Source organism: Pseudomonas sp. EA_5y_Pfl2_R50, from assembly GCF_963970475.1.
Taxonomy (GTDB): Bacteria; Pseudomonadota; Gammaproteobacteria; order Pseudomonadales; family Pseudomonadaceae; genus Aquipseudomonas.
Genome location: NZ_CAXAPT010000013.1, coordinates 166,831 through 186,982, shown reverse-complemented (window position 1 = coordinate 186,982; position 20,152 = coordinate 166,831). Strand labels below are relative to the sequence as shown.

The window sequence follows — 20,152 nt, the reverse complement described above, 5'->3', positions numbered from 1 at the left end:
CTCCAAGTCCTTTGTTTACCGGGTCTCGCACCGCCAGAAAAAAGTTGGTCTGCAAATTGCTTATGGCTCAGCAGTACAGCGGTGGGCGGCAAACGTCCGGCATGCAGAGGAAAGAGTGTGGACAAGTACCTTTATGTGGCAATGACCGGCGCCAGCCAGAACGCACTGGCGCAAAAGGCTCATGCCAACAACCTGGCGAACATCTCTACCAACGGTTTTCAGCGCGACCTGGAGCAGGCGCGTTCGATGCCGGTGTTTGGTGACAGCTTTCCGGCGCGTGCGTTTGCGATGAGCGAACGTCCGGCCACCGACTTCACGCCGGGCTCGCTGGTGCAGACCGGTCGTGACCTCGACGTTGCGGTGACCGGCAACGGTTTTATCGCCGTGCAGAACCCTAACGGCGGTGAAAGCTACGTGCGCACCGGCAGCCTCAATATCGACGCCCTCGGCGTACTGCGCGCCGGCAACGGCATGCCGGTGCTCGGCAATGGCGGGCCGATTGCCGTGCCGCCAGAGCAGCAGGTCGAAGTCGGTGAAGACGGCACCATCAGTATTCGTGCGATGGGCGAAGGCCCGCGCGTCATGGCGGAAGTCGACCGGATCAAGCTGGTCAACCCGGACATCAAGAATATGAACAAAGGCCTCGACGGCTCGATTTACACCAAGGACGGCCAGCCTGCGCCGGCCGATGCCAACGTCAAACTGGTGTCGGGATTCCTTGAGTCGAGCAACGTCAACGCCGTGGAAGAAATGACGTCGGTGCTGGCCCTGGCCAAGCAGTTCGAATTGCACGTCAAGATGATGAACACCGCCAAAGACGACGACCAGGCCATGGCTCGGGTCTTGCAGATCAGCTAATTATCAGAACGTCGCGCCGTAAAACAGGCGCACGAGGAGAATCGAATGCTTCCGGCTCTATGGGTTGCCAAAACCGGTCTGTCCGCCCAGGACACCAACCTGACCACCATTTCCAACAACCTGGCGAACGTCTCGACCACGGGTTTCAAACGTGACCGCGCCGAGTTCCAGGACCTGCTGTACCAGATCAAGCGTCAGCCTGGCGCTCAGTCGACCCAGGACAGCGAACTGCCGTCGGGTCTGCAACTGGGTACCGGTGTGCGCATTGTCGGCACGCAGAAAAACTTCACCGCCGGCAGCCTGCAAACCACCGAGCAGCCGCTGGACATGGCCATCGACGGTCGCGGTTTCTTCCAGATCCTGCAACCGGACGGCACCACGTCCTACACCCGCGACGGCACCTTCCACCTCGACTCCAACGGCCAGATCGTCAACGCCAGCGGTTTCGCGCTGGAGCCGGCCATCGTGATCCCGAACAACGCGCAGAGCTTCACCGTCGGCACTGACGGCACCGTGTCCATCACTGTTCCGGGCAACCCGGCTGCACAGGTGATCGGCAACCTGCAAACCGCCGACTTCATCAACCCGGCCGGTCTGCAAGCCGTGGGCAACAACCTGTTCCTGGAAACCGCTGCTTCCGGCGCGCCGCAAATCGGCACCCCAGGCCTGAACGGTTTCGGCACCACGCTGCAAAACACCCTGGAAAGTTCCAACGTCAGCACCGTTGAAGAGATGGTCAACATGATCACCACTCAGCGCGCCTACGAGATGAACTCCAAGGTGATCTCCACCGCCGACCAGATGCTCTCGTTCGTAACGCAGAATCTGTAATCAAGTCTATGGGGTGGCCCTGAGGCTGCCTGCAACACCGTGAGGTAGGGTCATGAAACGCTTCGTATCTGTTCTGGCATTGGGTGGGGTCGTCTCGCTCGCGGGCTGCGTCGCACCGACGCCCAAGCCCAATGACCCTTACTATGCTCCGGTGTTGCCGCGCACGCCGTTGCCGGCAGCGGCCAACAATGGCTCGATCTATCAGGCCGGCTTCGAGCAGAATCTGTACAGCGACCGCAAGGCGTTCCGTGTCGGTGACATCATCACCATTACCCTGAACGAGCGCACGCAGGCGAGCAAAAACGCCAACTCGCAGATGGACAAGAACAGCGACAACTCGATCGGTCTGACCTCGCTGTTCGGCTCCAGCCTGACGACCAACAATCCGATTGGTGGCGGTGACCTGAGCCTTAACGCCGGCTACAGCGCTGATCGCTCGACAAAGGGTGACGCAAAATCGGGGCAGAGCAACAGCCTGACCGGTTCGATCACTGTGACCGTCGCCGACGTGTTGCCCAACGGCATCATCGCTGTGCGCGGCGAGAAGTGGCTGACCCTCAATACTGGTGACGAACTGGTGCGCATTGCCGGCATGGTCCGCGCTGATGACATCGCGACTGACAACACAGTGTCGTCGACCCGCGTCGCCGATGCCCGTATCACCTATTCGGGTACCGGCGCGTTCGCCGATACGAGTCAGCCAGGCTGGTTCGACCGTTTCTTCCTCAGCCCGCTGTTCCCTTTCTAGGTGGCTACGTTGAATCTGAAAAGCTTCATGCTGGCGGCGGCCCTGATGTCCGCAGCCTTTGGTGCCCACGCCGAGCGATTGAAAGACATCGCCAGTATTTCCGGTGTGCGTTCCAACCAGTTGATCGGTTACGGCCTGGTGGTCGGGCTTAACGGCACCGGCGACCAGACGACGCAAACCCCGTTCACCCTGCAGACCTTCAACAACATGCTCTCGCAGTTCGGCATCAAGGTGCCGCCGGGATCGGGCAACGTGCAGCTGAAAAACGTCGCGGCGGTGTCGGTCAGTGCCGATCTGCCGGCGTTCGCCAAGCCGGGTCAGCAGGTCGACATCACCGTGTCTTCCATCGGTAACTCCAAGAGCCTGCGCGGCGGCACCTTGTTGCTGACCCCGCTCAAGGGTATCGACGGCAACGTCTACGCCATCGCCCAGGGCAACCTGGTGGTCGGTGGTTTCGATGCCGAAGGTCGTGACGGTTCGAAGATCACGGTCAACGTTCCCTCGGCCGGTCGTATTCCCGGCGGTGCGTCGGTGGAGCGTTCGGTGCCGAGCGGTTTCAACCAGGGCAACAGCCTGACGCTGAACCTCAACCGCTCCGACTTCACCACCGCCAAGCGCATCGTCGACAAGATCAACGACATGCTCGGCCCTGGCGTCGCTCAAGCGATTGATGGCGGCTCGATCCGTGTGACTGCGCCGCTCGATCCGAGCCAGCGTGTCGACTACTTGTCGATCCTGGAAAACCTCGAAGTCGATCCGGGTCAGGCGGTGGCGAAAGTCATCATCAACTCGCGCACCGGCACCATCGTCATCGGCCAGAACGTCAAGGTTTCGCCGGCCGCCGTCACCCACGGCAGCCTGACCGTGACCATCACCGAAGACCCTATCGTCAGCCAGCCTGGCCCGTTGTCCAACGGACAGACCGCTGTGGTGCCGCGCTCGCGCGTCAATGCCGAGCAGGAAGCCAAACCGATGTTCAAGTTCGGCCCGGGCACCACCCTCGACGAGATCGTGCGTGCGGTGAACCAGGTCGGCGCGGCACCGGGTGACTTGATGGCGATCCTCGAAGCACTGAAGCAGGCCGGCGCATTGCAAGCCGACCTGATCGTGATCTGAGGACGACCACCATGGATATGCGCAAAGGCAGTCTGGTTGACACGGGTGATTCGGGGTCGTACTCCGACCTCAATCGTCTGAATCAGCTCAAGGTCGGCGACAAGAACAGTGATGCGAACATGCGCAAGGTTGCGCAGGAATTCGAATCGTTGTTCATCGGGGAAATGCTCAAGTCGATGCGTTCGGCCACCGAGACTCTCGGTCAGGACAATCCGCTCAACACGCCGGCCGCCAAGCAATATCAGGAAATGGCTGACCAGCAATTGGCCGTTTCCATGTCCCGCGAGGGCGGTGGTATTGGTCTGGCTGACGTGCTGTTGCGCCAGATGCAGAAGAACAAACCGCTGGCGCCGGGTGAGGCTGCTGCTGCGTCCGCCGCCAAGCAGGAAGAAGCCAGGGCGAAAGCCGCTGCCGTGGCCACGCCGATTGCTGCTGGCACGACCGCCGTCAATGGCCCGTTGTCGCGCGTCAATGGCGAGCGTCCGCTGTGGGCTTCGCGTTCCGGGCGTGTGTCGAACAGCGCCGACGTCTCCCACAGCAATGACATGGCGATGATCAACAAGCGTCGCCTGGCATTGCCGCCCAAACTCGCGGATCGCTTGCTCGCCGGTCTGGTGCCTTCGGCCACGACCAATGCCACACCAGCGCCCAATACCCTGTTGCCGCATGCCACTCACGCTGTCGCGACGGGCTCCGGTCCGTTGTACAACGGCGACTGGCTGGCCCGCGCCGAAAGCGAAAAAGCTGCCGGCGGGCAAATGCAGGTTTATGGTCGCGCCATGGCACAAATTCCGCTGGCACCGGCAAAGAAAGCCTTCAGCTCGGCCGACGAATTCGTCAACACCATGCTGCCGATGGCCAAGGAAGCCGCCGACCGTATCGGCGTCGATCCGCGTTATCTGGTGGCCCAGGCTGCGCTGGAAACCGGTTGGGGCAAATCGGTCATGCGCGCCCAGGATGGCAGCAGCAGTCACAACCTGTTCGGCATCAAGGCGAGCGCCAACTGGAAGGGCGATTCGGCCCGGGCAATCACCAGCGAGTTCCGCGACGGGCAGATGGTCAAGGAGACGGCCCAGTTCCGTTCCTACGCCTCGTACAAGGACAGCTTCCACGATCTGGTGACGTTGCTGCAGAGCAATAATCGCTATCAAGATGTCGTGAAGTCTGCCGATAACCCAGAACAGTTTGTGCGTGAGTTGCAAAAGGCCGGTTACGCCACCGACCCGAACTACGCGACAAAGATTTCGCAGATTGCCAAGCAGATGAACAGTTTCCAAAACTACGCTGCGGCGGGTGTATCCACCACGCCTTTATAAGGCACAAGGTATAAGGTCTGAACCATGAGTTTGCTCAATATCGGGATGTCGGGACTGTCGGCCAGCCAGTCCTCTTTGGCTACGACAGGCAACAACATTGCCAACGTCGACACCGCCGGTTATTCGCGTCAGCAAACCGTGCAGGGCACCAAGTCCTCGCAGCAGTTCGGCACCGTCTTCATCGGCACAGGCACGACCCTGGCTGACGTGCGCCGGGTCTACAACTCGTACCTGGAAAGCCAGTTGCGCACCGCGACTTCGCTCGACAGCGAGTCGGCTTCGTTCCTGAAACAAGCCACGCCGCTGGACTCGATGCTGTCGGACACCAACACCGGCCTGACCGGCGTGCTGCAAAAATTCTTCACCTCGATGCAGGGTGTTTCGACCTCGGCCACCGATGACACCTCCCGTCAATCGGTGCTGACCGGCGCGCAGGCACTGACCAATCGCTTCAACACCATCGCCAAGCAGCTCAACGACCAGAACTCCACCATCAATGGCAGCCTTGGCGACATGGCGGCCCAGGTGAACAAGCTGGCCACCTCGATTGCCAGTCTCAACCAGAAGATCGGTGAGATTTCCACCAGTGGCGGTGCCCCGAACGACTTGCTCGACACCCGTAACGAAGCGGTCCGTCAGTTGTCCGAGCTGGTCGGTGCGCAAGTGGTCGAGCGCGGCACCAGTTTCGACGTGTATGTCGGCAGTGGTCAGCCACTGGTCATCGGTAACACCACCAACACCCTGAGCACCGTGCCGCTCAAGGATGATCCATCGCGCATGGGCATCCAGATGGATCGCGGTTCGAGCACCATCGACATCACCTCGGCGATGACCGGTGGCGAAATCGGCGGCCTGCTGACCTATCGCAAAGAAGTCCTCGACCCGTCGCTCAACGAACTCGGTCGTGTCGCACTGGTGGTCGCTGACCAGATCAACAGCCAGCAAGCCCAGGGCATCGACAAGAACGGTGACTTCGGCGCGGCGATTTTCAACAACATCAACAGTGCCGCGCTGATCAGTCAGCGCAGCATTGCGAAGGATGGCAACAGCGCCGGCTCAGGTAACCTCGATGTCACCATCAAGGACACCGGCAAGCTCACCACCAGCGATTATCAGGTGACGTTCACCAGCGCCACCGACTACACCGTCAAGCGTTCCGACGGCACCGACCTGGGCACGTTCAGCACCACCACCAACCCGCCTCCGGTGATCGACGGCTTCAGCCTCGCGCTCAATGGCGGTGCGCTGAGCGCCGGTGACAGCTTCAAGATCACCCCGACCCGTGGGGCGGCGGCAAGCATTCAGACCGTGCTTACCGATCCGAAGAAAATCGCTGCTGCCGGCCCGCTGACCGGCGTGGCCAGCGCCAACGGTTTGGGGACGTTCACCCAGCCGACGCTGAGCGACACGATCAACATCTACAACCCGACCGCGCAGGCTGACATGCAGGCGGCGCTGAAGAATTCGACCCCGGTCAAACTGGTGTTCGGCGCGGCCAGCGGCGGCAGCCAGTCGTACAATCTGGTCGACGCCAAGGGCGCGACCATCGGCACCGGCACCATCGTGCCTGGCCAGGCGAACACGCTGAACCTGAAAGTCGGCATCGTCGATGCCAGCGGCAATCCGGTGATGGACACCACCGTCATCCCGAACGTGCAGAAGACCTTCACCGTGCAGACCACCGTTGGTGGCACGCCGAAGTCCGGCGAAACCTTCACCATGAACCTGACCGGTGCGGCGTCTTCGGACAACCGCAACGCGCAGGCGTTGGTTGGCCTGCAAACCAAGCAGACCGTCGACACCGGTTCGGCGAGCAAGGGCATCAGCCTGACCGACGCCTACAACAAACTGGTGACCAACGTCGGCACCAAGACTGCCCAGGGCAAGTCCGACAGCGCCGCCACTACAGCGATTCTGGATAACGCCAAAGGTGCCCGCGATTCGCTGTCCGGGGTCAACCTGGATGAAGAAACCGGCAATCTGGTCAAGTATCAGCAGTACTACACAGCGTCTTCGCAGATCATCAAAGCTGCGCAGGAAACTTTCGCCACGCTGATCAACAGCCTTTAAGGAGTCGTAATTCATGCGCATTTCCACCGCCCAGTATTACGGAACGCAAGCGTCGGACTATCAGCGTAACTTCAACAAGGCTGTTGCCACCGCCAGCGAGGCGAGCAGCCTGCAGCGCATCAATACCGCTGCGGATGATCCGATCGGCGCCGGTCGTTTGCTGCAATTGGGCCAGCAGGCCGCGATGCTGGATCAGTACAAGACCAACGTCGACACCACCAAAAGTTCGTTGACCGTGCAGGAATCCACGCTGGAATCCATCACCACCGCGTTGGCCCGTGCCAAGGAACTCGCCCTCGCCGCCAACAACGGCACGGCCACCGACAAGGATCGCCAGGCATACGCTTCGGAACTCGGTCAGATCCAGCAACAAGTGCTGGGCTTGATGAACGCCAAGGATGCCAACGGCAACTACCTGTTCTCCGGTTCGAAAACCGACACCGCGCCGTATTCGCAGAATGCCGATGGCACCTACACCTACAACGGTGACCAGACCACGATCAACCTGGGCATTGGCGACGGCATGACTGTCGGCACCAACACCACCGGTTGGACGGCTTTCCAGCAGACCATCAACACCGCGCGCACCAACGTCACCATGACCGCGCCGGCCGTTGATGACGGTCGCGTCGTGCTGTCCAACGGCACCGTGGGCACCGCCGCCACCTATGATTCCAAGTTCACTGCTGGCCAGCCGTACACCGTCAGCTTCATCAGCAGCACCCAGTTGCAGATTACCGATGCCCTGGGCAACGACGTCACCGCTGAAGCGAGCCAGAACGGTCTGGTCAGCAACAGCAGCGGCGCCAACCAGACGGTCAGCTTCCGTGGCGTCGACATGAAGCTGAACATCAACCTGAAGACCGGTGACACCAACCCGGATGCCGTCATCGCCGGCCACAGCTTCCAGCTGTCGACCGCGCCGGACTCGTTCACCACCACGCGTAACCCGGGCAACCCGTCGAGCGCTGTGATCACCGGTTCCAGCATCACCGATCAGGCAGCCTACACCGCAGCATTCCCGCAGGGCGGGGCCGTCCTCAAGTTCACCAGCGCCACCGCATTCGATCTGTATGCGGCGCCAGTGACCGCTGACAGCAAGCCTGTGTCCTCGGGCACTGTCGTGGGTAGCAACGCGACCGCCGCCGGTGTCACTTTCGCATTGGGTGCGGCCCCGGCAGCGGGCGATCAGTTCTCGATCCAATCGAACGATCACCAGACCCAGAACGTCCTCGACACCCTCGGTCAGATGATCACCGCCCTGAACACGCCGATTGATGGTGATCCGGTGGCCAAGCAGAAATTCCAGGGCGCGATGGAAGCGGGCCTCGGCAACATCGATGCGGCCAGCAACCAGATTGGCACAGCGGTGACCGAGATCGGTGCCCGTGGTCAGGCGCTGGACATGCAGGCCATCACCAATGACAGCCTGAGCACCGCGAACACGACCACTCAAGGTTCGATCCGCGACTCCGACCCTGCTGAAGTGATGACCCGCCTGACCCTGCAACAGACCATGCTGCAGGCCTCGCAATTGGCGTTCAGCAAGATCAGCCAGTTGGGTCTGTTCAACAAGATCTGACCCGCAACGGGCGCGTGAGCGCCCGTTTGCCCTGTCCCTCAGTCATGTTTTTTCGCGGTACCTAGGGCTCGCTTTGCCGAGCGGGCTCATACCGCCTGTGAGCCCGCCGTGAATTCACTTCCTCTTGTCAGCCTCGTCATTCCCGCCTTCAATCCGCGCTTTTTCGAGCGGGCATTGAACAGTGCTGTCAGCCAGACCTACGCGCCCCTTGAAATCATTGTCTGCGACGACAGCCGTGGCCCGCAGATCGAAGGGATTGTCGCGGCCGTGGCCGAGCAGTCCGGCGTTGCCGTGCGCTATGTGCGCAACCCACGGACCCTGGGCATGGTCGGCAACCTCAAGGCTTGCCTTGAGCAGGCGCAAGGCGAATTCATCAAGTTCCTGTGTGACGACGATCACCTCTACGCCGCCTGCATCGAGCAGCAGGCGCACGAGATGGTGCGCGAGGAAGTCAGCCTGGTGCTGGCGCAGCGACTGTTCTGGGATGCCGACGACATCATCTTGCCGGCGCGTCTGGAAAACACTTCGCTGTCACCGCTCAGCGGCCTGTTCAAGGGCGATGACCTGCTGGGCATCTTTGAAAAATTCCCGGTCAATGTGCTCGGTGGTTTTACCAACGCGTTGTTCCGTCGTGCGGATGTCGCCGAGTTGTTGCCGGCTCTGACTCAGGATGGCCACTGCTTCGTCGCGACTCTGGATTTCGCCCTGTATATCTGCCTGATGCGGCGCGGCAATGTGGCGGTGTCGAACAACGTGCTCAGTGCCGAGCGGCTCTATCCGGAGCGCCTGAGTGCGCAGCAACCGATGAAGGATGCGGTTGAGGTCGAGCGTGAGTGGATTTTGCAAATGCTCAAGGCCCGCAGCGGTGAATCCGCGCCGGCACCGGGTTGGGTTCGCTACGTTCCGTTGACCAGGGCTGACGAGTCGCCGCGGGTCTGGGAAGAGTTGCCGTTGAGCCGCACTCTCGGCACCAAACAGAGTCGCCAGGAATGGTGTGTCGGTATCGACAGCTGGAGCTTTGCCGAGCTTTATGCCCGCTGGCTCGAATGCCGCAGCCTTACTGAAGGCCAGCGCAAGGTACTGCCGGAAACCCTTGCGGCCTGGCCACAGCAGCCGCGGATCGTGCCAATCATCATTGATGCTCAAGGCAGTCGCGATGGCGTCGAGCGCACGTTGTCAGCCCTTGCAGCCCAAGACTATCCGCCGGAGCTGATTCTGCTGTTGTCCGCCGACTGCACCGAGGCAACGCTGGACGGGCGGGTGTTTCGTATGCCGTTGCAGGACAACGGCCTGGAGCAGATCAACGCGCTGTTGCCGCAACTGGAAGGCGCCGACTGGTTTTACCTGTTGCAGGCCGGTGATCGTCTGGTGGTGCCGGCATTGCTGGTCATGGCTGACCGGATTGCCCATTCGCCAGCGCTGACGTGCGTGTACAGCGATGAAGGCAGTCTGCGCGATGGCGAGTCCGCCGAGCCAGCGTTCAAACCCGATTTCAACCTTGACCTGATGCGCAGTTACCCCTACGTCGGACGTACCCTGGCGTTCCAGCGTGAACGCTTCCTCGCACTCGGCGGTTTCGACGTGACGTTCGCCGTGCTGGCGCCTCACGACATGCTGTGGCGCATGGTCGAGAGCGACGGTACGCAAGTGGTTGGACACGTTGCCGAAGTCCTGCTGGAATCGCCATTCGATCTGTCCGCATGGCTGGCCGAGCCGACGGTGCTCGAACAGAACCCGCGAGTGCTCGAAGCGCATTTGCACCGCATGGGCATTGCCCACGACATCCGCCGGGGCAGTTGCGAATTGCTCAATCGGGTCGACTATCGGCACGCCCGGCGGCCGCGGGTGTCGATCATCATCGTCACCCGCGACCAGACGGCTGCCTTGCAGCGCTGTGTCGAGACGCTGCTGGAAAAAACCGCCTACTCGGAATACGAGCTGTTGCTGGTCGACAACGGCAGTGAAAGCGCCGAGGCGCTGGCATGGCTGGACGGCATGGCGCAGTTGGGTGGCGAGCGGATTCGCGTGCTGCGTTACCCACAGCACGACAACATGGCGGCATTGCATAACTTTGCGGTGACCCAGGCCCGTGGCGAGTACGTGTTGCTGCTCAACACCTTCGCAGTGATCACCCACACCGACTGGCTCGACGAGTTGCTCAATCAGGCGCAGCGCCCGGAAGTCGGCGTGGTCGGCGCCAAGTTGTTCAATCCCGACGGTTACGTGTTGCACGCCGGGATGATCCTCGGGTTGCAAGGCGCGGTCGGCTTGCCGTTTTATGGGCAGTCGCTACAGGCCGACGGCTACATGTTCCGGCTGCAGGCGACCCACGACCTGAGTGCCGTCGGCGGTGACTGCGTGATGGTGCGCAAGACTGTTTTCGAGTCGGTCGCCGGGCTCGACGAACAGGATTTGAAGCAGGCGCTGAATATCGTCGACCTGTGTCTGCGCATCGGCCAGGAAGGCTATCTGGTGGTGTGGACGCCTTATGCCTTGCTGGCCCAAGGGGCACGGCCAAACGTAGAGGCGACAGCTGAGGAAGGTCAGCAGCACGTGCATGAGCAGGAGACCTTCTACAAGCGCTGGCTGCCGCGCATTGCCCGTGATCCGGCGTTCAACGTCAACCTGTCCTTGCAGGGTGTCGGTGCGACGAGCTTCAGCCTTGAGCCGGGCTTGCGCACCGGTTGGACGGCATTTTCCCGACCGCAATTACCCAACGTACTCGCCGTGCCGATCAACGCCTCGGCGATTGGTCACTACCGCATGAGTCAGCCGCTGATCGAACTGCAAGCGGCCAACCGCGCCGAAGGCTGTATTCGTTATGGCTTGCCGTCGCTCATTGAAATCGAGCGGCAGTCGCCGGACGTCATCGTCCTGCAAGGGCGCTACTCGCAAGGCGCCATCGACGAAATTCCGCCGCTGAAGAAGTTCTGCAATGCCCGGCGCATCTTTGAGCTGGACGACTATGTGATCGACGTGCCCCATCGCAACGCGCATATCCGCAACATGCCCAACAAGCACGAGATGGAGCGCATGGTGCGTCAGGCCATCGGCCTGTGTGACCGCGTGGTGGTGTCGACCCAGCCACTGGCCAATGCGCTGTCGGACATGCATCACGACATTCGTGTTGTCCCGAACATGCTCGCCAAGCACCTCTGGACCGGCCTGCGCGGCAAGCGCCGGACTTCCAGGAAGCCCCGCGTCGGCTGGGGCGGCGGCACCAGCCACCACGGCGACCTGGCAGTGATTGCCGATGTCGTGCGCGAGCTCGCCAACGAAGTCGACTGGGTGTTCTTCGGCATGTGCCCGGATGACCTGCGGCCGTACATGCATGAATTCCACGGGGTGATCCCGCTGGACGTCTACCCGGCGAAGCTGGCGAGTCTGAATCTCGATCTGGCCCTGGCGCCGCTGGAATTCCACATTTTCAACGACTGCAAGAGCAACCTGCGTCTACTGGAGTACGGCGCCTGCGGTTTCCCGGTGATCTGCACCGACACCGAAGCCTATCAAGGCTACCTGCCGTGCACGCGGGTCAAGACCAATAGCACCGATGAGTGGCTGCAAGCGATCCGCATGCACCTGGCCGATCCGGACGCCAGCTATCGCATGGGCGACGACTTGCACGAGGTGGTGATGCGCGACTACGTGTTGCGTGGCGACAACCTGCGCTACTGGGAAAATGGCTGGTTGGCGGATTGATCTGTTCGCAAGGCTGCACAGGAAGGCGATCTCTCGGGTCGCCTTTTTTGCAGGTTCGTTTATTTGTTCGAGTCGATCACGCGAGGGAACGCGGTCTGGACAGGCAGCGCCCTCACTGACGAATCCGGTTTCAACCACCCTGCAAGGAAGATGCAATGACAATCGTGAATGGAACGAGTGAAGCGGACGTGCTATTGGGCTCTGACGGCAATGACGAACTCTACGGACTGGCGTCGGATGATGTCCTGCTGGCAAGTGCAGGATCGGACGTGCTCGACGGCGGGGACGGCTTCGACACCGTGAACTATTACGCAATCACCTCGGGGATCAGCGTCGAGCTGGTCAATGGCGCAGCCACGGTCGCCGGGCCTGACGGCAAGCTTGATACGCTGGTGGGGGTGGAGAAGATCGTTGGGACCTTTGCCAATGATACGTTCACCAGTGCCGTGGGGGGTGTAACGCTGGAGGGCAGCAGTGGTGACGATCTGTACATCGTCAGCGCCGAGGACGTGACCGTCATCGAAGAGTACTGGGGTGGCTACGACGAACTGCGCACCAGCCTCAACAGCATCAAAATGGGCGCGCACGTCGAGAAGCTGACCTTCACCGGCGCCGGCGATTTCAAGGCTTACGGCAGCGAAACCGACAACGAGATCGTCGCTGGCGCCGGCAACGACTGGCTGTGGGGCGGCGCCGGTGCCGACCACTTCGTCGGTGGCGATGGCTACGACACGGTCAGCTACAGCGACAGTCTTGAAGGGGTAAGGGTCAATGACTACGCCAACTTCGACGGGCTGACCATTGCCAACGGTGACACCTTCACCGGTATCGAAGCCATAGAGGGCTCAGGCTTCGATGACCTGATCTATCTCAATCAGCCCGCCGACCAGGCGATGGTCATTGATGGTGCCGATGGTTATGACACGGTGAGCTATCGCAGCTCGTTAGACGCAGTGAGTGTTGAAGTCGGCGCAGGCTCGCGCCTGTTGAATGTGGAGAAAGTGATCGGCTCGTCAGGCGCCGACCATTTCACCGCCAACTCGAGCGGCCTGACATTGGCCGGTGGCATGGGCGATGACACCTACACCATCAACAGCAGTGGTGTGACCCTGGAGGAAATCGAGGGTTACATGGGTGGTACCGACCAGGTTTACACCAGCCTGTCGCAGATGCGCCTCGGCGCGTTCGTTGAAAACCTGACCTACACCGGCACTGGCGACTTCATCGGCTATGGCAATGATGAGAGCAACATCATCGTTTCGGGGGCCGGCAATGATGTGTTGTCCGGTGGCAAGGGATGGGATGTGTTGAATGGCGGCGCCGGCATCGACATTGTCAGTTATGCAGACAGCGAGGAAGGGTTGACGGCCTCTCTCAATTGGGGCCCTAAAAGCGGTGACGCGCTCTATCACACCTACATTGATATCGAAGGCCTGCGCGGCAGCCAGTTCGGTGATCAGTTGTATGGCGATTCGGGCGATAACATTCTCGAGGGTGGAGCTGGCTTCGACATGATCTACGGGGGTGACGGCAACGACCACATTTATGGCGGACTGGCGTCCGGGCTCGATACGCAAGGCTACAACTCTGATTGGCTGTCGGGAGGCGCGGGTGATGACGTCATCGTCAGCGATGCCTTTGATACGACCAGTAGCGCCAGCGGTGATGAAGGCAATGACACCATCACCATGGTCGGTGGTCAGGCTCGGGGTGGCGAGGGCAACGACGTCCTCACCGGCACGGGGCGCAACTTCATGTTGTTCGGTGACGAGGGCAACGACCTGTTGATCCTCAATCTGGCCGGCCAGTCGACCTCTGGCGGCAGCGCCTATGGCGGTCAGGGCGATGACACCTACGTGGTCAACACCACCGGGCTGGTGACGATTCAGGATGAGGGCGGGGATCTGAATGACACCTTGATCCTCAACACGGTTGCCAACGCCAGCCAGCTCAACGTCACCCGCATCGGCAACGACGCTTACCTGCACAGCGCCAATGATGGCAGCACCGGTGTGCCGAGCGGCGGCGTGAAACTGGCGGGTTGGTACGCCGGCTTCAACAACATCGAGCATATCCAGACTGCTGACGGGCTGGCCTACGATCTGCCTTCCAGCGGTGATGCGTTCGCCATGTTCGGCTAATCGCTGAGCGGTTGACCTCGCTCAAGGAAAGGGATGAATCCAGGGCTGGATTCATCCCTTTTTTCATGCCTTGTGGTGCAGCTGACGCGGGGCTCATGGAGCTGGCGCGTTTCCTGCAAGTCCCCCTCAAATCGCCATAAAACGAGCGCTCGCGGTCATTGCACCGACGCCCGTCACGGCAAACGGTTTAGCCAGATGGCCCGCGCAGCTCAAGAAAGCCGTGCGCAGCCCGGTGAAGTACGAGAGGGGAGACGATGAAGGCAGTTATTTTGGCGGGTGGCCTCGGCACGCGCATCAGTGAAGAGTCGCACCTCAAGCCCAAGCCAATGATTGAAATCGGCGGCAAGCCAATTCTCTGGCACATCATGAAGCAGTATTCCGCCCATGGAATTCACGACTTCGTGATCTGCCTCGGCTACAAGGGCTATGCGATCAAGGACTTCTTCGCCAACTACTTTCTGCACACCTCCGACGTCACCTTCAACATGCGCGAAAACCGCATGGACGTGCACCAGAACTACAGCGAGCCGTGGAGCGTCACGCTCATCGACACCGGCGAGGAAACCATGACCGGTGGCCGTCTGCTGCGCGCCGGGCGTTATCTCAAGGATGAAGAGGCGTTCTGCTTCACTTATGGCGACGGCGTTTCCGATATCAACATCGCGCAACTGGTCGATTACCACAAAGCCCACGGCCGTCTGGCGACGGTCACTGCCGTGCAGCCACCGGGCCGCTACGGCGCCCTTGAACGGCAGGGCGATCAGGTGTTGGGCTTTACCGAAAAACCTCGCGGCGACGGTGGCTGGATCAATGGCGGTTTCTTCGTGCTGTCGCCCAAAGTGCTGCCGTACATTGCTGACGACGCCACCACCTGGGAAGCCGAGCCACTGGCACGTCTGGCAGCGGACGAACAGTTGAAAGCCTTCGAGCACGAAGGCTTCTGGCATCCAATGGACACCCTGCGCGACAAGAACCACCTCGACGCACTGTGGCAGAACGGGGAGGCCCCATGGAAGCAGTGGGCCTGAGTGCGGATTTCTGGCGCGGCAAACGCGTCCTCGTCACCGGTCACACCGGTTTCAAAGGCAGTTGGCTGACCCTGTGGCTGCAAAGCCTCGGCGCGCAAGTCAGCGGCTTTTCCCTTGATCCGTCGACTGAACCAAGCCTGTTCGAACTGGCGCGGGTGCACGAAGGCATCAACGATCAGCGCGGTGATCTGCGTGACCTCGGCGCCTTGCTCGAAATCATTGTCGACACCGAGCCGGAAATCGTTTTGCACCTGGCCGCCCAGCCACTGGTGCGCGAAGGCTATCGCGATCCGCTCGGCACTTACTCCAGCAACGTCATGGGCACGCTGAACCTGCTCGAAGCGATTCGTCAGGTCGGCTGCGTGCGCGCCTGCGTGCTGGTGACCACCGACAAGGTCTACGCCAACAAGGAATGGCTGTGGCCGTACCGCGAAGACGAAGCGCTCGGTGGGCATGACCCTTACAGCAGCAGCAAGGCCTGCTGCGAGTTGCTCGCGCAGTCTTATGCCGCGTCGTTCTTTCCGGCGGACAAGTACGCCGAACACGGTCTGGCCCTGGCCACCGCGCGTGCCGGCAACGTTTTGGGCGGCGGCGATTTCGCCCCTGAGCGCCTGATTCCCGACGTGCTCAAAGCCTGGACCGCCGACGAGCCGGTGACCCTGCGTTACCCGCAAGCCGTGCGCCCGTGGCAGCACGCGCTGGAGCCGCTGGCCGGTTACCTGCAACTGGCCGCCGGCCTCTACGAACAAGGCCCGGAATACGCCGGTGCGTGGAACTTCGGCCCGGGCGAGGCAGACATGTGCAGCGTCGGCGAAGTGGTCGAACTGCTCGCCAGCCGCTGGCCGCAGGCGCGGGGTCTGCGCATCGAAAAAAGCGAACTGCACGAGGCCGGTCTGTTGCGCCTGGACAGCAGCCGCGCCCGGCAACTGCTGGGCTGGCAACCGCGCTGGACCTTGCAGCAATGCCTGACCCAGACCCTCGACTGGCACCTGGCGTGGCAGAACGGCGATGACATGCGCTCCGTGACCCTCGGCCAACTGAACCTGTACCGAGGCGCGCTGTGAGCGAGTTTTCCTTGAAAGCGTTGCCGCTGGCCGGGCTGTTCAGCGTCCAGCACAAGCGTTTTGAAGATCAGCGCGGGCACTTCGCCCGGTTGTTCTGCGAAGGCAGCCTGAGCGCGTTCGGCAGCGAATTTCACATTCGCCAGATCAACCATTCCTGCACCCGCGAGAAGGGCAGTGTGCGCGGTCTGCATTACCAGAATGGCAACGCCCCGGAAGCCAAACTGATCACCTGCCTGCGCGGTGAAGTGTGGGACGTGGCGGTGGATCTGCGCCCGGACTCCGAGACGTTTCTGCACTGGCACGCCGAGCATCTGAAGGCCGGTGATGGCCGCAGTCTGTTGATCCCGGCCGGGTTCGCCCACGGTTTTCAGACCCTCACCGAAGACGCCGAATTGCTCTACCTGCACAGCGCCGATTACGCGCCGGAGCATGAGGGCGGGCTGTCAGTGAACGATCCACGGCTGGCGATTGCCTGGCCGTTGCCTGTCAATAATTTGTCAGCGCGTGATTCCAGCCATCCCGCGCTCGATCAACACTTTGCTGGAGTGCGTCTATGAACTGCCGTGGGTGCGCCGCACCGCTGAGCCTGCCGCTGATCGACCTCGGCACCTCGCCACCGTCCAACGCCTATGTGCATGCTGATCGCCTCGAGCAGGCCGAGCAATGGGTGCCGTTGAAGGTCGCCGTGTGTCAGCAATGCTGGCTGGTACAGACCGAGGATTACACCAGCGCCGACAGCCTGTTCGACGCCGAGTACGCCTACTTCAGTTCGTTCTCCAGTACCTGGCTGGCCCACGCCGAGCGCTATGTCGCCGAGATGGTTGAACGCTTCGGCCTGACTGCCGACAGCCGTGTGGTCGAAGTCGCTGCCAACGACGGTTATCTGCTGCAATACGTGGCGGGTCGTGGCATTCCGTGCCTGGGCGTCGAGCCGACCCGCAGCACCGCGCAAGCGGCGCGGGAAAAGGGTCTGGAGATTCGTGAAGTGTTCTTCGGTCGCGACAGCGCCGCACAGCTGAAAAGCGAAGGCTGGGGCGCCGATCTGATGGCCGCCAACAACGTGCTGGCGCATGTGCCGGACATCAATGATTTCCTCGGTGGGTTTGCGGCGCTGCTCAAGCCGACCGGCGTCGCCACGTTTGAATTCCCACAACTGCTGACGCTGATGGCTGGCGCGCAGTTCGACACGCTGTATCACGAACACTATTCGTACCTGTCGCTGACCGCCGTGCAGACCCTGTGCGAGCGCAACGGTCTGGAAGTGTTCGACGTCAGCCAACTGACCACCCATGGCGGTTCGCTGCGGGTGTTCGTGCAGCGCCGGGACGGCGAGCGTCGCCCGGTGCAACCGGCGGTGCAGCAACAGTTGCAAGCCGAACTCGATGCCGGGGTAAAAACTGCCGAGTACTACGCGACCCTCGCGCCCGCCGCTGAACGCATCAAGCATGAACTGCTGCGCTTCCTGTTGCAGGCCAAGGCCGACGGCAAGCGTGTGGTCGGTTACGGCGCGGCCGCCAAGGGCAATACCTTGCTCAACTACGCCGGGGTCAAACCCGACTTGCTGGCGTGGGTGGCCGATGCCAACCCGCACAAGCAGGGCAAGTGTTTGCCGGGCAGCCGGATTCCGATTGTCGCGCCGGCGCAGATCGATATCGACAAGCCGGATTACGTGCTGGTGCTGCCATGGAACCTGCTCCACGAAGTCAGTCAGCAACTGGCGCAGGTGCGTCAGTGGGACGGGCGCTTCGTGATCGCCGTGCCTGAGTTGAAAGTGCTGTGAAGGTTCTGGTTACCGGGGCTACAGGCTTTGTTGGCCGGCATCTGGTTGCTGCCTTGCTGGCGCGTGGCTGCGAAATACGCGCCGTGGCGCGTAACGCAGAAACGGCGCAAGGCATGCCGTGGATCAACGACGTCGAGTTCGTCAGCGCAGATATTCACGCGCCCGATCTGGATGTCGCAGCGCTGGTAGAAGGCATTGATGCGCTGGCGCATCTGGCCTGGCCGGGACTGCCGAACTATCGCGCGCTGTTCCATTTCGAGCACAACCTGATGGCCGACTATCGCTTTATCAAAAGCGTGGTCAAGGCGGGTGTGCCGCAGGTGCTGATCACCGGAACCTGTTTCGAATACGGCCTGCAAAGTGGTCCGCTCAGCGAAAGCAGCGAGCCGCAGCCGAGCAATCCCTACGGTCTGGCGAAACACACGCTGCACCTGTTTTTGCAGAATCTGCAGCAGGAACAGCCGTTCACCTTGCAGTGGGCGCGGTTGTTCTACCTGCACGGCGAAGGGCAGAACCCCAACAGTCTGTTGGCGGCCCTGGACCGCGCAATCGACAGCGGCGATGCGTCGTTCAACATGTCCGCCGGCGAGCAGTTGCGTGACTTCCTGCCGGTTAAAACCGCTGCCGGACACCTCGCCGCCATCCTGCACCAGCGTGAATTCAACGGCGTGATCAATTGCGCCAGCGGGCAGCCGGTCTCGGTGCGTGCATTGGTCGAGCAACGCCTGCGCGAACGCGGCGCGACGCTGAACCTGAACCTCGGCCACTACCCGTATCCGACCCATGAGCCACTGGCGTTCTGGGCCGTGACCGAGCGTTTGCAACAGTTATTGGGAGAGTCGTCATGAGGCACGAGTTGTATCGGGTCACTGACCTGCCGGTGCTGCAGAACCGCACCTTTGCCGATGCCGCATCGGCGCAAGCCTCAGCCCGTGCCGACATGCGGTTGGTGCAGGACGAGCGCAGCGGCTTGATCTTCAACGCCGCGTTCGACGCCGACAAGCTCAGCTACGACGCCGATTACCAGAACGAACAGGCGCATTCCGGCCAGTTCCAGAAACACCTGAGCGACGTCGAAGGCATCATCGCCAGGCATTTCAAGGGCCAGGAGCTGATCGAAGTCGGCTGTGGCAAGGGCTACTTCCTTGAGCTGCTCAAAGGTCTCGGCTATTCGATCACCGGCATTGACCCGGCATACGAAGGTGAAAACGCCGACGTGATCAAGGCGCCGTTCACCCGTGGCCTCGGGCTGGCGGCGGACGCCATCGTCTTGCGCCATGTGCTGGAGCACATCCAGGACCCGGTGAGCTTCCTCGCCGAGATCGCCGAAGCCAACCAGGGCGGGCAGATCTACATCGAAGTGCCGTGCTTCGACTGGATTCTCGAGCACAAGGCCTGGTTCGATCTGTTCTACGAACACGTCAATTATTTCCGCCTCGATGACCTGCGCCGCCTGTTCGGCACCGTTCACGAGGCCGGTCACCTGTTCGGTGGCCAATACCTGTACATCGTTGCCGACCTGGCGACGTTGCGCCTGACCCCGGAACAACCGGTAGCGCGCCTGGCGCTGCCCGATGGTTTCACCGCCAGCCTTGATCGCGCGGTGCAGATTATCCAGGCGTCGCCCGAGCAGGGTTCGGCGATCTGGGGCGCGTCGTCCAAAGGCGTGATCTATTCGCTGTTCCTGCAACGCGCGGGTGTGGCGGTGGATCGCGTGGTCGACATCAACCCGGCCAAGCAAGGGCGTTATCTGCCGCTCAGCGGTGCGCGCGTGTCGTCGCCGCAAGAGGCGATGGACGCGCTGCCCGAGGGTGCCAACCTGTTTGTGATGAACTCCAATTACCTCGAAGAAATCAAGCGGATGACCGGTGGACGCTACGTCTATCACGCCGTTGACAGCGCTTCGTTCCAGTGAC

At 61.4% G+C, this 20,152-nt stretch carries 15 protein-coding genes; all 15 read left to right on the top strand.

The features are described from left to right. The first annotated feature begins 117 nt into the window (after nucleotides 1-117). The 15 genes from AACY19_RS21870 to AACY19_RS21800 all read left to right on the top strand — a co-directional run bounded on the left by AACY19_RS21870 (nucleotide 118) and on the right by AACY19_RS21800 (nucleotide 20,151). Nucleotides 118-858, top strand: coding sequence for a flagellar basal body rod protein FlgF (locus AACY19_RS21870; protein ID WP_339453692.1), 741 nt, complete (start codon nucleotides 118-120; stop codon nucleotides 856-858). Between the two features lie 45 nt (nucleotides 859-903). Further along, nucleotides 904-1,689 carry a flagellar basal-body rod protein FlgG gene (gene flgG, locus AACY19_RS21865; protein ID WP_339453691.1) on the top strand — a complete coding sequence of 262 codons (786 nt, stop codon included), beginning with the start codon at nucleotides 904-906 and terminating at the stop codon, nucleotides 1,687-1,689. Between the two features lie 52 nt (nucleotides 1,690-1,741). Further along, nucleotides 1,742-2,437, top strand: coding sequence for a flagellar basal body L-ring protein FlgH (gene flgH, locus AACY19_RS21860; RefSeq protein ID WP_095139341.1), 696 nt, complete (start codon nucleotides 1,742-1,744; stop codon nucleotides 2,435-2,437). Nucleotides 2,438-2,464: 27 nt separating this feature from the next. Further along, complete coding sequence (locus AACY19_RS21855) at nucleotides 2,465-3,553, top strand: flagellar basal body P-ring protein FlgI (RefSeq protein ID WP_011333019.1); 1,089 nt, start codon at nucleotides 2,465-2,467, stop codon at nucleotides 3,551-3,553. 11 nt (nucleotides 3,554-3,564) lie between these two features. Further along, the gene (gene flgJ / locus AACY19_RS21850) at nucleotides 3,565-4,869 is read left to right on the top strand and encodes a flagellar assembly peptidoglycan hydrolase FlgJ (RefSeq protein ID WP_339453690.1); all 1,305 of its coding nucleotides are present in this window, start codon (nucleotides 3,565-3,567) and stop codon (nucleotides 4,867-4,869) included. A gap of 24 nt (nucleotides 4,870-4,893) precedes the next feature. Continuing rightward, the gene (gene flgK, locus AACY19_RS21845; protein WP_339453689.1) at nucleotides 4,894-6,939 is read left to right on the top strand and encodes a flagellar hook-associated protein FlgK; all 2,046 of its coding nucleotides are present in this window, start codon (nucleotides 4,894-4,896) and stop codon (nucleotides 6,937-6,939) included. 13 nt (nucleotides 6,940-6,952) lie between these two features. Then, nucleotides 6,953-8,521, top strand: a complete 1,569-nt coding sequence (locus AACY19_RS21840) for a flagellar hook-associated protein 3 (RefSeq protein ID WP_339453688.1) — start codon at nucleotides 6,953-6,955, stop codon at nucleotides 8,519-8,521. Nucleotides 8,522-8,629: 108 nt separating this feature from the next. Then, a complete protein-coding gene (locus tag AACY19_RS21835) occupies nucleotides 8,630-12,223 on the top strand; it encodes a glycosyltransferase (RefSeq protein ID WP_339453687.1) in 3,594 nt (1,197 codons plus the stop codon). 155 nt (nucleotides 12,224-12,378) lie between these two features. After that, the gene (locus tag AACY19_RS21830) at nucleotides 12,379-14,364 is read left to right on the top strand and encodes a calcium-binding protein (protein WP_339453686.1); all 1,986 of its coding nucleotides are present in this window, start codon (nucleotides 12,379-12,381) and stop codon (nucleotides 14,362-14,364) included. A 254-nt stretch (nucleotides 14,365-14,618) separates the two neighbouring features. Beyond that, the gene (rfbF, locus tag AACY19_RS21825) at nucleotides 14,619-15,392 is read left to right on the top strand and encodes a glucose-1-phosphate cytidylyltransferase (protein WP_339453685.1); all 774 of its coding nucleotides are present in this window, start codon (nucleotides 14,619-14,621) and stop codon (nucleotides 15,390-15,392) included. Further along, the gene (gene rfbG / locus AACY19_RS21820) at nucleotides 15,374-16,456 is read left to right on the top strand and encodes a CDP-glucose 4,6-dehydratase (RefSeq protein WP_339453684.1); all 1,083 of its coding nucleotides are present in this window, start codon (nucleotides 15,374-15,376) and stop codon (nucleotides 16,454-16,456) included. Before rfbF ends, rfbG begins: the two co-directional genes overlap by 19 nt. Then, on the top strand, nucleotides 16,453-17,013 hold the full coding sequence (locus tag AACY19_RS21815; RefSeq protein WP_116033117.1) for a dTDP-4-dehydrorhamnose 3,5-epimerase family protein: 561 nt from the start codon (nucleotides 16,453-16,455) through the stop codon (nucleotides 17,011-17,013). Before rfbG ends, AACY19_RS21815 begins: the two co-directional genes overlap by 4 nt. Next, nucleotides 17,010-18,236, top strand: coding sequence for a class I SAM-dependent methyltransferase (locus AACY19_RS21810; RefSeq protein ID WP_339453683.1), 1,227 nt, complete (start codon nucleotides 17,010-17,012; stop codon nucleotides 18,234-18,236). The genes AACY19_RS21815 and AACY19_RS21810 overlap by 4 nt, the downstream gene beginning before the upstream one ends. Next, nucleotides 18,233-19,084, top strand: coding sequence for an NAD-dependent epimerase/dehydratase family protein (locus AACY19_RS21805; RefSeq protein WP_339453682.1), 852 nt, complete (start codon nucleotides 18,233-18,235; stop codon nucleotides 19,082-19,084). Before AACY19_RS21810 ends, AACY19_RS21805 begins: the two co-directional genes overlap by 4 nt. Beyond that, on the top strand, nucleotides 19,081-20,151 hold the full coding sequence (locus tag AACY19_RS21800) for a class I SAM-dependent methyltransferase (RefSeq protein ID WP_339453681.1): 1,071 nt from the start codon (nucleotides 19,081-19,083) through the stop codon (nucleotides 20,149-20,151). Before AACY19_RS21805 ends, AACY19_RS21800 begins: the two co-directional genes overlap by 4 nt. Nucleotide 20,152 lies beyond the last annotated feature (1 nt).

Bases quoted from the DNA above. Each gene is read 5' to 3' on its own strand.
- flgK (WP_339453689.1), top strand. From the start codon at position 4,894: ATGAGTTTGCTCAATATCGGGATGTCGGGACTGTCGGCCAGCCAGTCC.
- AACY19_RS21830 (WP_339453686.1), top strand. From the start codon at position 12,379: ATGACAATCGTGAATGGAACGAGTGAAGCGGACGTGCTATTGGGCTCT.
- AACY19_RS21810 (WP_339453683.1), top strand. From the start codon at position 17,010: ATGAACTGCCGTGGGTGCGCCGCACCGCTGAGCCTGCCGCTGATCGAC.
- flgJ (WP_339453690.1), top strand. From the start codon at position 3,565: ATGGATATGCGCAAAGGCAGTCTGGTTGACACGGGTGATTCGGGGTCG.
- flgH (WP_095139341.1), top strand. From the start codon at position 1,742: ATGAAACGCTTCGTATCTGTTCTGGCATTGGGTGGGGTCGTCTCGCTC.
- AACY19_RS21800 (WP_339453681.1), top strand. From the start codon at position 19,081: ATGAGGCACGAGTTGTATCGGGTCACTGACCTGCCGGTGCTGCAGAAC.
- AACY19_RS21840 (WP_339453688.1), top strand. From the start codon at position 6,953: ATGCGCATTTCCACCGCCCAGTATTACGGAACGCAAGCGTCGGACTAT.
- rfbG (WP_339453684.1), top strand. From the start codon at position 15,374: ATGGAAGCAGTGGGCCTGAGTGCGGATTTCTGGCGCGGCAAACGCGTC.
- flgG (WP_339453691.1), top strand. From the start codon at position 904: ATGCTTCCGGCTCTATGGGTTGCCAAAACCGGTCTGTCCGCCCAGGAC.
- rfbF (WP_339453685.1), top strand. From the start codon at position 14,619: ATGAAGGCAGTTATTTTGGCGGGTGGCCTCGGCACGCGCATCAGTGAA.
- AACY19_RS21855 (WP_011333019.1), top strand. From the start codon at position 2,465: ATGCTGGCGGCGGCCCTGATGTCCGCAGCCTTTGGTGCCCACGCCGAG.